The 13057-nt window shown below is 36.0% G+C and carries 9 protein-coding genes, 3 pseudogenes and 1 other annotated feature; of the genes and pseudogenes, 9 read left to right on the top strand and 3 right to left on the bottom strand.

All coding sequences use genetic code 11. The features are described 5' to 3' along the window. Positions 1-89 precede the first annotated feature (89 nt). Positions 90-300: a binding site (T-box leader), on the top strand. Positions 301-444: 144 nt separating this feature from the next. Then, positions 445-1548: a glutamate 5-kinase gene (proB, locus tag JFT89_RS13765; protein ID WP_201040227.1), complete on the top strand. Its 1104-nt coding sequence runs from the start codon at positions 445-447 to the stop codon at positions 1546-1548. Between the two features lie 103 nt (positions 1549-1651). After that, complete coding sequence (locus tag JFT89_RS13760) at positions 1652-2899, top strand: glutamate-5-semialdehyde dehydrogenase (protein WP_201040226.1); 1248 nt, start codon at positions 1652-1654, stop codon at positions 2897-2899. Between the two features lie 89 nt (positions 2900-2988). Here JFT89_RS13760 and JFT89_RS13755 read toward each other — a convergent pair. Together JFT89_RS13755 and JFT89_RS13750 are read right to left on the bottom strand one after the other, a co-directional pair. Continuing rightward, positions 2989-4181 (bottom strand): annotated as a pseudogene (locus JFT89_RS13755) (NupC/NupG family nucleoside CNT transporter). 245 nt (positions 4182-4426) lie between these two features. Then, a complete protein-coding gene (locus JFT89_RS13750; protein WP_201040225.1) occupies positions 4427-5662 on the bottom strand; it encodes a helix-turn-helix domain-containing protein in 1236 nt (411 codons plus the stop codon). 226 nt (positions 5663-5888) lie between these two features. Between JFT89_RS13750 and JFT89_RS13745 the strand changes: the two genes are divergently transcribed. Further along, positions 5889-8177, top strand: a complete 2289-nt coding sequence (locus JFT89_RS13745; RefSeq protein ID WP_201040224.1) for a glycoside hydrolase family 3 C-terminal domain-containing protein — start codon at positions 5889-5891, stop codon at positions 8175-8177. Between the two features lie 293 nt (positions 8178-8470). Here the strand turns inward: JFT89_RS13745 and JFT89_RS13740 are convergent, their stop codons facing one another. Next, the gene (locus tag JFT89_RS13740; protein ID WP_002065999.1) at positions 8471-8962 is read right to left on the bottom strand and encodes a DinB family protein; all 492 of its coding nucleotides are present in this window, start codon (positions 8960-8962) and stop codon (positions 8471-8473) included. Between the two features lie 346 nt (positions 8963-9308). On the opposite strand from JFT89_RS13740, the gene JFT89_RS13735 reads away from it, so the two are divergent. From JFT89_RS13735 to JFT89_RS30760, 6 genes and pseudogenes are all read left to right on the top strand, one after another. Beyond that, a complete protein-coding gene (locus JFT89_RS13735) occupies positions 9309-10352 on the top strand; it encodes an ArsR/SmtB family transcription factor (RefSeq protein WP_201040223.1) in 1044 nt (347 codons plus the stop codon). Positions 10353-10409: 57 nt separating this feature from the next. Then, positions 10410-11624, top strand: coding sequence for an MFS transporter (locus tag JFT89_RS13730; protein WP_201040222.1), 1215 nt, complete (start codon positions 10410-10412; stop codon positions 11622-11624). A gap of 97 nt (positions 11625-11721) precedes the next feature. Continuing rightward, positions 11722-12048, top strand: a complete 327-nt coding sequence (gene hmoA / locus JFT89_RS13725; protein WP_000469495.1) for a heme-degrading monooxygenase HmoA — start codon at positions 11722-11724, stop codon at positions 12046-12048. A 184-nt stretch (positions 12049-12232) separates the two neighbouring features. Beyond that, complete coding sequence (locus JFT89_RS13720) at positions 12233-12670, top strand: VOC family protein (RefSeq protein ID WP_002066002.1); 438 nt, start codon at positions 12233-12235, stop codon at positions 12668-12670. Positions 12671-12851: 181 nt separating this feature from the next. Beyond that, positions 12852-12944: pseudogene (locus JFT89_RS30765) on the top strand (DNA polymerase subunit beta); the annotation flags it as partial. 1 nt (position 12945) lies between these two features. Beyond that, positions 12946-13057: pseudogene (locus tag JFT89_RS30760) on the top strand (hypothetical protein); the annotation flags it as partial.

Here is a 13057-nt window from a genome sequence, read left to right as displayed (position 1 = left end):
CTCATACAAGAAACTAGTCATCATATTCATTTTGCAAAATACCTCTTGACACAAAAACGAACTATATAGCATAATATAAAAAATCAAATTGAAAATCGTTGAAGGGAAATAGTACATATGTCTTCTTGCGAAAGAGAGTGGAATTCACCGGCTGAAAGATTCCTCGTATAGAATGTATCGAACCTATCCCTGAGTCTTAAATGAAAGTTTAGGCGTACGCCTGCGTTATAGGCGCCAAGTGGATATCTATGTATATCAATTAAGGTGGTACCGCGGAACAATGACCGTTTCGTCCTTTTTATTTTATTAAGGGCGAAGTGGTCATTTTTATTTTGCCCTCTAATACTATAGGTGCAGCATTGATGAGGATAGACATAGCTGCAAACTGTATAAATAAAAGTGTAATTTATAAAAACTTTGATTTTAGACTTGGGGGATAAAAAAGTGAGAAAGCAAAGAATTGTTGTAAAGATTGGGAGCAGTTCCTTGGCAGCAAGTCATGGAGGCATCTGTAAAGAACAACTTTCAGATCACGTTGCTGCATTGGCACGATTGAAAGAGGAAGGGCATGAAGTTTTGTTGATTACATCTGGGGCAGTCGCTGCAGGTTTTTCTGCTCTAGGGTATCCTAGCAGACCTGTGACAATTAAAGGGAAACAGGCTGCTGCCGCTGTCGGGCAAAGTTTATTAATGCAGGCGTACACGGAGGAATTCCGTAAATACGGTATCGTTACTGCACAACTTTTACTAACGAGAAGTGATTTTTCTAGAAAAGAACAATACAGTAACGCTTACGCTACTTTAGGAGAGCTACTAAACCGTTCTGCTCTTCCTATAATCAATGAAAATGATTCCATTTCTTTAGAAGAGCTGACGTTCGGTGATAATGATATGCTGTCAGCTTTAGTAAGCGGACTTGTTTCGGCAGATATGCTCATGATTTTTACAGATGTGGACGGTTTATATGACCAAAATCCTCAGAAAAATGCGGATGCGAAAAAATATCATTTCCTTCCTGAGGTAACGGAAGAAATTGCTTCTCTTGCAGGAGATGCTGGTTCAAAACTTGGGACTGGCGGTATGAAATCAAAAATCGATGCTGCAAAGACGGCACTATCTCTTGGAGTGAGTGTATTTATCGGAACGGGATGTGGACAGGAGAAGTTTTTAGATGTTATGAAGGGCAAAGGTGATGGAACATATATCGGGAATGCTCCTCAAAAAGTGATTAAGATGAACAAGCAATGGATCGCCTTGCATTCGCTTGTTAGCGGACAAATTGAAGTAGATGCGGGGGCAGCTTCTGCCATCATTCAGCATGGTAAGAGTCTTCTTCCTGCTGGTGTTACAAATGTGTCAGGATTTTTCCAAGTGGGTGAAGTCGTGGAAGTAATCACGCAACAAGGGCGCGTAATAGGGAAAGGACAATGCACATATAGTGCAGAGGAACTAAGGAATTTAAAAGGTATGCAAAGCCAAGATATTCAAGCAAGAGGCGAAAGGCATAATTATGAAGTCATCCATAGAGATCACTGGGTTTCATTTTAAGAAAAGAGAGCACTCAAATTTTAATGGGCAGGAAAGATTTAGATACTGGTGTTAAATGGTTCTCAAATAAAAACTGATTAACCTTAAAAAGGAGGAAATAAAAATGAATGAAGTGTTGGCAAAGGGGAAAAGGGCGAAAGAGGTTGCTAGAGAACTTGTGCTTAAATCTACAAATCAAAAAAATGAAGCACTTGCCGTAATTGCTGATCAGCTGATATTAGAAACAGCTTATATTTTAGAGGAAAACAAACGGGATATTGAAGAAGGGAAGACAAAAGGATTTTCTGAGTCACTTCTTGATCGCCTTATGCTGAATGAACAGCGTATCATTGATATGACTGAGGGAATTAAGCAGCTAATTGATTTACGTGATCCTGTTGGAGAATGTGTAAGTGCATGGGAACGACCAAATGGATTATCTATTCAGGAGATGCGTGTACCACTTGGTGTTGTCGGAATGATTTACGAGGCAAGGCCGAATGTGACAGTGGATGCTGCTACAATTTGCTTAAAAACAGGAAACGCAGTAATACTACGTGGTAGTTCTTCTGCTATTCATTCTAACAAAGCCATCGTTAGCGTTATTCACCGGGCGCTCAAACAAACAAGCTTGCCTTCAGAAAGTGTACAGCTCATAGAAGATACAACGCGCGATAGTGCAAAGCAGTTGTTTACATTGAACGAGTACTTGGATGTTCTTATCCCAAGAGGCGGCAAGCAGTTAATAGATACTGTAGTGAGGGAAGCATCTGTTCCAGTACTTGAAACAGGTGCGGGAAATTGTCATGTTTTTATTGATGAAACAGCGGATAAACAAATGGCATTTAATATTATTGTAAACGCAAAAACGCAGCGTCCATCTGTATGTAATGCAATTGAAACGATTATACTTCATGAGAATTGGGCGCAGCAATTTGGTAGCGAGCTATTTTCTTCCTTGAAAGAAAGAGGCGTGGAGCTACGTGGTGATAATAAAGCATTGGCAATTGATTCTTCTATTGCATTAGCTTCAGAAGAAGACTGGGAAACAGAGTTTTTATCTCTTACACTGGCGGTTAAAGTGGTTTCCTCAGCGGAAGAAGCGATTCATCACATAAATACGTATGGATCCATGCATTCCGAAGCGATTATTACAGAGAACGAGGAAAACGTCAGTAAGTTTTTCACATCTGTTGATGCCGCAGCACTCTACCATAATGCATCGACTCGTTTTACAGATGGATCTGAATTCGGATTCGGCGCAGAAATTGGCATCAGTACACAAAAGCTACACGTAAGGGGACCAATGGGGCTACCTGCACTGACTTCCACAAAATATGTGATCCGTGGAAATGGACAGATTCGGAGATAAGAATTATAAAAGAACAATCAAAAAAATTTAATGAAGACACCCAATTTAATGTGGGTGTCTTTTGTAATTAAAACGAAATCAATATTCATTTACCATACAAAAAGCCCCACAAGCATAGCACTTAATAAGGAAACAGCCATTCCGCTAACAAGAAGCTTCCAAACATTTTTACCGATTATTGATGATTTTTCCCCGCCAAATAATGAATTGTAAGTTCCATAAATCATACCTACTGTACTAAAGTTTGCAAAAGAAGCTAGAAATGTAGTTGCAACCGCAATGGTATGCGGTTGTAAAGACTTTAGGTTTGATTTTAAATCCATCATTGCAACAAATTCATTCGTTGTTATTTTTATCCCCATTAATTCTGCTACATACATAGCATCTTTGCCTGTTAAACCGAGTAAAAAAGCAAAGGGACTAAAGATAATCGAGAAGATTTTTTGAATTGTTAAACCTGTTATAAAAAAGCTTAAAATCCCATTTAAACATGCTGTTAAAGCTACATATCCAATTACCATAGCTAAAATAACGATAACCATATTCATTCCGACTAACATACTGTTAGAAATAGTAGAAAAGAAATCTTTTTTTCATTTTTTGAAGGTGAATAAATAACATCGTCTTCTTTAGTAACTTCTACAGGATTTAAAACATTAGCCAAGATTAATGCGTTAATACAGTTTAAAGGAATAGCGCTGAAAATATATGTTGCTGGAACCATTGATAGATAAGCACCAAGAATGGATCCGCTGACGCTACTCATACTCATAATTCCAAAAGTCAACAAACGATTTTCTTTTAACACAGATAATTGATCACGAACAACTGCAAGTGCTTCCGTATTCCCTAAAAACATCATTTGAATGGAAAAGAAGCTTTCTAACTTTGGTAAACGAGAAATCTTTGAAATGATTGCACCAACTTTATCAATAATCCAAGTTAAGATTCCAAAATACGAAAGAATATCAAAAAAAGTGATAACAAAAATGATAGGAAGTAATGCGCTAAAGAAGAAATCAACTGTTTGATTTTCCATAGCTGAAGGAAATACAAATCGAATACCTTCATTCGCACATGAAAGTAGCCAACTGAAAAATGACGCAATTTTATTAATGATAATACTGCCCAATTTGGTGCCTAACATAAACCACGTAATAAAAAGCTCCAATATTATTAGAATAACGATTGGTCTCCATTTTATTTGTTTTTTATTAGGCGAACATAGAAAAACGATTAATATTACAACAAAAATCCCTAACATATTTAATATGAAATGCATGTCAACAACTCCTTGAGGCTTATTATTTGTATATAAAAAAGCCTCTATTCTTCCAAATTTGGATTATGATCAGAAGTTATGAAGAATGTAAATTATGTTGGGATTAATCTATTTCAATTTATGTACTAAAAATTAATGTTTTTTCGCTTTATAAAGGATATGTATTAATAATGTAAAGCAACAAAATAAATCTATTGGTAGAACGAAGGACAATAATTATTGGAAGTATGATAAAATTTTCTAAACTAATAACTGTGTCCATGTTTAAATTGTTTAGGTGAAATACCAGTATGTTTTTTAAAGACCTTTGTAAAATGACTTTGGTCATGGAAATTTAATAGTGTGGAGATTTCTGATATAGAATGTTTTGTATAGGTCATTAAGCTTTTTGACTCATCTATCTTAGCACGCTGAATATATTCGCCTAATGAAATTCCAACTTCTTTCTTGAAAAGGGAAGATAGATAACTAGGATTTAATACGACTATTTCTGCTAGATGGGATAGTGTAATATCTTCGTAAAGATGAGTAAATATATAATTTTGGCATATGTTTATAGGCTTTGAATGTTTTTGCATTTTCCCGTTTTTAACTCGTTCTGAGAACTCAAGTAAAGCATTCTCTAAAAATGGGGAAATGGCTTCACTTTTTTTTATCTCTTCGAGTTTTTGAATTAATAAATCACTGAGGGTATATGCAATTTCAGGGAATAGTCCACCATCTATAGCCGACCTTGTCGCGAGTGTAATTGCTGCGATGGCAGAATTTTTCTGGCTTCGCAGGTGACTTGTTTTTGACAACACCCCAAGATCTCCTGATTCAGGTAATTTTCTTAGATTTTTAATTAAATCATCCTTTTTTCCTTCCTTAATACACTCAAATATTTTCCTTTCAACTAGTGGATCGATATGAGTTAATGTACTTTGACGTTGCTCCGATATATGTATAGCGGGCTGTTCAATCTCAAAATCATCCTTTTTTAACAGTATATTTTTTTGCAAAATATCAGCAATGTCTAATTTTTGTTGATACAGCATGTAATAAAGAACCATGCTTATATTTAAAAATTGCAAATTGCTTAAAACAGGGAGAGATTGATAATAGCGAATCATTTCCTCTTTGTCTATTTTTAGTTGAAGATCATTAACGATTCCTTTAATTGAGGTTTCTGATAACCTGGAATAAAGGACTGGCCCAACGAGGATATTCCCGCTAAGTTGATCATTTAAACGTAAGTTAATTGAGAAAAAATTTTCAAGAAAGGCAGTCTCTTCAAGTACTGGAAAAGTATAGGGAGGATCTTCTCTAAATCCTTGATTAAGTAACACCTCTTTTGAAGAATACAATGGGTTATGCTGAAAATGGGGCGAGATTTCAAATGCCAAATCCCCTTTGTTATCAATGAAAAAGATAGGTGTTTTATGTATGTCAAAGACTAGCTTACAAATATAATATAAATCTTCAAGTTTGGAGCAATTCATTATTTTAACCTCTATTCTTTAAGCATTAGCCTATATATGTACAAGTTAAAATCCTCTCCTAAGCAAAGGTTTTAAAATAAGAGCGAAAGAGAGTACGGTTTAACCATAAATATAATCAGCTAAAATTTTTACCAGTATTCTAAAAAATATACCATAACATCTAAAGAATAATAACTATAATGACATTAAGAAAGCGTTTACTTAATTATTTTTTAGGAGGGCTATCATGAAAAGGGATATTAAGAAAATCATTTCACAAATGACATTAGAAGAAAAGGCAAGTCTATGTTCTGGATTAGACTTTTGGAATACAAAAGGGATTGAGCGATTAGGAATTCCTTCAATTATGGTAACTGATGGACCACACGGACTTAGAAAACAGGCAGAGGGAGCAGATCACTTAGGGATTTATAACAGTATTCCAGCGACTTGTTTCCCTTCAGCAGTAGGGTTAGCAAGTACATGGAATAAAGAATTAATAAAACAAGTAGGAGTTGCATTAGGAGAAGAATGTCAGGCTGAAAATGTAGGAGTTCTCCTTGGACCAGGTGCAAATATAAAACGTTCGCCGCTATGCGGAAGAAACTTTGAATATTTTTCAGAGGACCCGTATTTATCATCACAAATGGCTGCAAACCATGTTAAAGGCGTACAAAGTCAAGGGGTTGGAACGTCATTAAAACATTTCGCTGCTAATAATCAGGAGCATCGCAGAATGTCAGTAGATGCAATTGTTGATGAAAGAACATTGCGTGAAATCTATCTTGCTAGCTTTGAAGATGTCATTAAGGAAGCACAGCCTTGGACAGTAATGAGCGCATACAACAAGGTAAATGGTGAATACGCTTCGGAAAATAACTATTTATTAAATGATATTTTAAAAGATGAATGGGGATTTGAAGGTTTTGTCGTTTCTGATTGGGGTGCAGTAAATGAGCGTGTTGCAAGTCTAGCGAACGGTTTGGAGTTAGAAATGCCTTCAAGCTTTGGAATTGGTGAGAAGAAAATTGTCGATGCAGTTAACTGTGGTGAGCTATCTGTAGAAAAGCTTGATCAAGCAACAGAGCGTCTTCTTTACATTATTTTTAAAGCGTATGATAACCAATTAGAAAACGCTGTGTATAGTAAGGACGCGCATCATCAGCTTGCAAGAGAAGTTGCAAGTGAAAGTATGGTTATGTTACAAAATGAAGCTTCCATTCTTCCGCTGAAAAAAGAGGGAACGGTAGCAGTAATTGGAGGATTTGCAAAGCAACCACGTTTTCAAGGTGGCGGAAGCTCCCATATTAATCCAACAAATCTTGAAAGTATTCTCGAAGAAATTGAAACGGTATCAGGTGAAAAAACGAACATATTATTTGCCCAAGGCTATGACATTGCAAGTGATGATGTAAATGAAAGCATGGTTAATGAAGCGAAAAAAATAGCAGAGCGAGCAGATACAGCGGTCCTTTTTGTTGGACTTCCAGATCGTTATGAATCTGAAGGTTTTGATCGAAAACATTTACAAATGCCAGAAAATCATGTGCAATTAATTGAGGCTATCGCTGAAGTTCAAAGTAATATCGTTGTAGTTTTAAGTAACGGTGCTCCAATTGAAATGCCATGGATAGGTAAAGTAAAAGGAATACTTGAAGGCTATTTAGGTGGCCAAGCATTAGGCGGAGCGATTGCTGATTTATTATTTGGTGATGCGAATCCAAGCGGGAAATTAGCGGAAACATTTCCGAAAGTGTTAAGCGATAATCCTTCTTACTTAAACTTCCCTGGTGAAGGGGACAAAGTGGAATACAAAGAAGGTGTGTTCGTCGGATACCGTTACTACGATGCGAAAAATATTGAACCGTTGTTCCCATTTGGTTTTGGATTAAGCTATACAAATTTTGAGTATAGTAATCTTTCAATAAATAAGAAAGAGATAACGGATACGGACACTGTTTCTATCAGTGTGAACGTGAAAAATACTGGTAGTAGAGCAGGGAAAGAAATTGTTCAGCTTTATATAAAAGATGTTGAAAGCAGCATGACTCGTCCTGAAAAAGAGCTAAAAGGATTTGAAAAAGTAGAATTGCAACCGGGAGAAGAAAAAACGGTTAGCTTTACTTTAAATAAAAGAGCATTTGCTTATTATAATGTTGAATTAAAGGACTGGCATGTTGAAACAGGTGAATTTGAGATTTTAGTAGGAAAGTCTTCAAAAGAGATCGTTTTACATGATAGCATGTATGTTCAATCAACGACTATAACTCGAAAACCAGTGCATCGTAATACGTTACTTGGGGACATATTTACGGACCCAATCTTAGCACCAATCGCAAAAGGGCTTATGGAAAAAGCATTAAAAGACAGTCCGTTTGGTAGTATGACTGAAGGGGATAGTGATGCATCTGAAATGATGGACGCTATGCTGAACTATATGCCATTACGAGCATTAGTGAACTTTAGCGCAGGTGCTTTTACAGAAGAAATGTTGAGTGAAATCATTGGGATATTGAACGATGGGCAGATGAATTAATAAGTGTGAATGAATTTTTTATCCCGTATTAACGGGCCGTAAGACTCCTACCTTAAAACTTGGCGAATGCGAGGAAGTGAGGTGGGAGATAATGGCCCGGAGATGCCCGGTTAGTTTGGGTAATAATCAGTCGGGATGGACAAAATCCCACTGATTAAAGTTTTATTTTATCCATGTAGGACGTTTCTCCAGCACGCAAAAAGGCAAATGAGAGTTAGAATCTCATTTGCTTTTTTTGTACTTATTTTGCTAAATGTAGAATCATATGCTTATCTATCATCTTTAATCATTGCTTATAAATATGAACGATGAGATGGCCATGAACCTTGGAGTTTACGAAGTTGTATAATTTGACCTGTATGATATGCATCGTGCAATAGGATATTCATATATTGTTGCCAAACTGGTAGAGACGGACTTGGTTGATCCAGTTCTGCTTCTTGAAGGGCTGTTAATGAAGATTGTAAGGCATCATGTACTTGGAGCGTTCGCTTCACTGTTTGTTGCCAAGCATCATCATCATTAGGTCCACCTTGGAAAAACGTGTCATCATTATTTTGTGGAGCAACAAATGTGTCATCTTGATGTAAGCGGGAAAGTAAGCGCTCTTTAAAGGTTAGTAAATGGTTTGCATTTTCCCAAATCGTATTACTGGCTGTTCCTTCTGGGTGCCAACATGCTTGTGCAGCAGTAAGATTCTTTAACGCTTCTGATATCGGTGGGTACCATTCTTCTTCGTAAAAAACTTGCTTGACCCCATTTTGTAATATTTCTTTTTTACTCATTCGTATAGCCTCCTTAACTATGAGATAGACCAACAATAAGTGTTAGATAAATTAGGTAGAAACGTACCTACTTCTCATCTGATTGATGTTTGGAAGTTTCTAAAAGAACAATACGGCGCCGTTGTAGTAATTGCAGAAATAAACTTATACTTTCTAAATCATTTTTCTAAGTGTAATAAATTCTCCTTTCTCTTCAAGAAACCTGCCTCATAGTTGAACAAGAAAATCTTAAATTTTAAAATTTGTAGCAATATAAAGTTTTAGAAGGTTTTAAAATTCTAAAAATTTAGAAGGTATAATTCGATAAATATAGAATTCAATACATAGCAAATAAGGAGGGGATAAAATGGAAGTCTTTCACGTGACGAGTAGAAAGAGGGAAACGTACAACGTTCAAATGAAGTATTCGATACTTTTCGAATGCGCACTTGGCATTGCGGCAATTACTCATAAGAGGTTAATCGATACTCTTGAAAAGACTCAAAGTGAATGGGAAGAAATAAGAGAATCATTATCGGTAGAGATGAGAGAGCATTTACAGTTTGTAGAAGAAAATAATACATGGAAAGCATTGCTTCAGTTATTGTATGAGGGAGATTTTCAGGATCTATCACAGTTTATTGCAAATATCGATTCATTTTCAGAAGAAGATTTAAAGTATATATGTTTACCGTTTTTAGGAGAAGTGTATCAAGCGAAAAGACGTTTAGCCGCAAGCGGAGAAGCATCTGTAATACACGAACTAAAGGAACTGACACATGATCACCAGTTTTTCTCTACGTATATAGAGTTTGTATGTCATGCCGATGTGCGTGAACTAAAAACGCATTTAATTGCCGTTATGACAGGGTGGTATGACAGTGTTGTTAAAAAAGAGGCAGAAGAAATTGTTTCTATACTAGAGCGAGATTATGAGGCGAAAAATGAAATGAATAAAAAGATGCAACCGGAAGAGTTTGTAGAGTGGGCAACAGGTGGCGTTACATATATGCCAGAGCCAAGTGTTCATCACGTACTTCTTATCCCGCAAATTACATACAGACCGTGGAACATAGAAGCTGATATTGAAGATACGAAAGTGTTTCATTATCCAGTTGCGAACGAGAGCATACATCCTGAAGATCCATATGAACCGAATTATTTTTTAGTTCATAAACATAAGGCGCTCGGGGACGAGGCAAGGCTTCGTATTGTAAAACTACTATTTGAACAAGAGCGTACGCTGCAAGAAATAACGGAAAGATTACAACTAGGAAAATCGACAGTACATCATCATTTGAAATTGTTACGTTCAGCGAAGTTAGTCGATATACATGACGGGAAATATGTATTGAGAAAGAAAGCAGTACAGTCTTTAGCGAAAGAATTAGATGCATTTTTAAATAGATAATTTACAACGAGAATGTACATAAAGGGAGGAATTTAATAGAAAAGTTGGTGAGCTATAGTGAAGAGTGTATTGAAAAATCGTTCGTTTTTTTATATGTGGATTGGTAGCGCGATTTCAGAATTAGGTGGGGCTTTCGGGACGTTGTGTAATTCAATACTTGTATATGAGTTAACAGGATCGAAAACAGCGTTAAGTAGTATGTGGTTACTATATTTTATCCCGTCTCTCATACTGCAACTTATAAGTGGGCCATTTATTGATAAATGGAGCCGAAAGTGGATTATGATTTTTTCGCAATGGATGCGGGCATCTGTTTTCTTACTGCCTTTGGCGATGCTAGTTACTAGCAGTATAGAAGTTTGGCACATTTACGTTGTCCAAATTATAGTTGGTCTCATTACGCCTCTTTATACCCCTGCGAGCCAAGCGATTACACCAACTGTTGTGAATAAAGAGCAGCTTCAAGACGCGAATGCGTATATTGATGGAATGACTCGTCTTATGATGTTTCTCGCGCCAGTAATAGGTGGTATCGTCATTAAATTTATTGGAATCGAACTTACGCTATCTTTCGTATGTATGTGTTTATTTATAAGCGGAGGATTATTGCTTTTCATAAAAGAAAAGAGGGTACAGCAAGAACTTCGAAAAACGTGGCTAGAAGAGTTTCTTCACGGCTTTACATACTTTTTCACAAAACCAGTTATCGTTTGGCTTGGTATCTTTCTAACATTCGTTCAATTTGGAGTAGGAGTAACGATGGTTACGAATCTTCCTTATATTAAAGATGAACTATCGGCAGGGTATGCTGAATACGGTTATTTTATGGCAGGATTCCCACTTGGCTATGTAGTTGGTTCCATATTAATTGGAAAAGTAACATATAAAAGCCGGCGAATACTTATGCTTGGAGGATTGTTTATAGGTGGCCTCACATACATTTCTCTAGGGTTCAATCACAGTATTATAATTGCGGTAATTATTGAAGTAATTGCAGGTATTTGTATTTCATTTTTCAATGTTCATAATACGACGATATGCCAACAAACAGTCCCGAACAATATGATAGGGAAAGTATTTTCAGTACGACTATTTTTCATACGATCCGCTATGCCATTAGGTGTGTTATTAGGGGGAATACTGAGTGAAATGTGGGGAGTGAGAGTACTATACTTTATCATTGGTTCGATTATATGTGTCACTTCTTTAATAGGAATATTGCTTCCGTATTTCAAATTTTTAGATGAGGCGATTGAGGAGAAATCTGCATAATGCTAAAGATTCGAAACTTTATAATTGAAAATAATTATCATAATCAATTATAATAGAAGAATACTAGTATTCGTATTACAAAGAGGGAGTGGAATATATGTTTATCGAAACGAAGACATTTACAGTAAAAGAAGGTACATCTAATATAGTTGTAGAGCGTTTCACAGGAGAAGGAATTATTGAAAAATTTGAAGGATTCATCGACTTAAGTGTTCTCGTTAAAAAAGTAAGACGCGGAGACGAAGAAGTTGTAGTTATGATTCGCTGGGAATCGGAAGAAGCATGGAAGAACTGGGAAACGAGTGAAGAGCACTTAGCTGGACATAGAGCGGGCCGCGGTAAGCCAAAACCAGATCATATCATTAAGGTTGAGCACGGGGTTTATTATGTGAAATCATCGAAATCGGCTTATCAACAGTCGTAAAAATACATTTGTTTAATTATATTCTTTCGAATAAATAACCATCTATCTACTTACTGATAGATGGTTATTTATATTGAATAAAGAGAATGATTCACATGTGATGTAAGAAGAATTAACGGACAGGTTAAAACTAGAAATGTTATAATATAAACTCGATCAGTGAGTAAGATTAGGAGGGACAGTAATGATTCAATCGATAGTTCATATTGCATTAGTAGTAAAAGACTATGACGAGGCAATAGAGTTTTATACAAAGAAACTAAATTTCACATTAGTTGAAGATATTTATCAGCCAGAAGAAAACAAACGTTGGGTAGTGGTATCTCCTCCAGGTTCAGTCGGCACCACAATATTACTAGCTAGGGCATCTAAACCTGAACAAGAGCCCTTTATTGGTAACCAATCAGGTGGTAGAGTTTTTCTTTTCTTAAATACTGACGATTTTTGGAGAGATTATAATGAAATGATTTCAAGAGGAATAGAATTTGTGAGAGAACCGAAAGAGCAATCATATGGAATTGTGGCAGTGTTTAAGGATTTATACGGGAATTTATGGGACCTCCTGCAACTAAAAGATGATCACCCAATTGCACAAAGAATTAATAGTAAGCAATTTGACTAGGGATTTTACAAGTATGTGAAAATAAAATAGAGCTCGGCATGTAACAATTAGCAGTGTGTATAATGGAAATGTATGAGAAAAAATATAATTCAATATCGTTCAAAAGGTGTTTGCTTATTTTAGAAACTGAGAAATATCGATCTATTCTTATAAGAATAGATCGATAACTTGGGGGATAGAAATGATAGAAAATCTTTCATTTATTACATATGAAAGCCATAAAGAGTTAGTACATAAAATTCTAAATGAATATATCGCTAGGAATGAAGTGAGTGTTAAAGTCAACTGGTGGATTAGGTACTGTAGCAACGCGTGCTGATATTATCGACAAGTTATTCACCTCGTTCTTGCTTGAAAAACGTGGTAAAGATATTCACATTACTTCAA

The organism is Bacillus sp. TH25 (assembly GCF_016650935.1).
Lineage (GTDB): Bacteria > Bacillota > Bacilli > Bacillales > Bacillaceae_G > Bacillus_A > Bacillus_A mycoides.
Note: the sequence above shows the minus strand (reverse complement) of the source record. Positions and strands in the feature narration are given on the sequence as shown.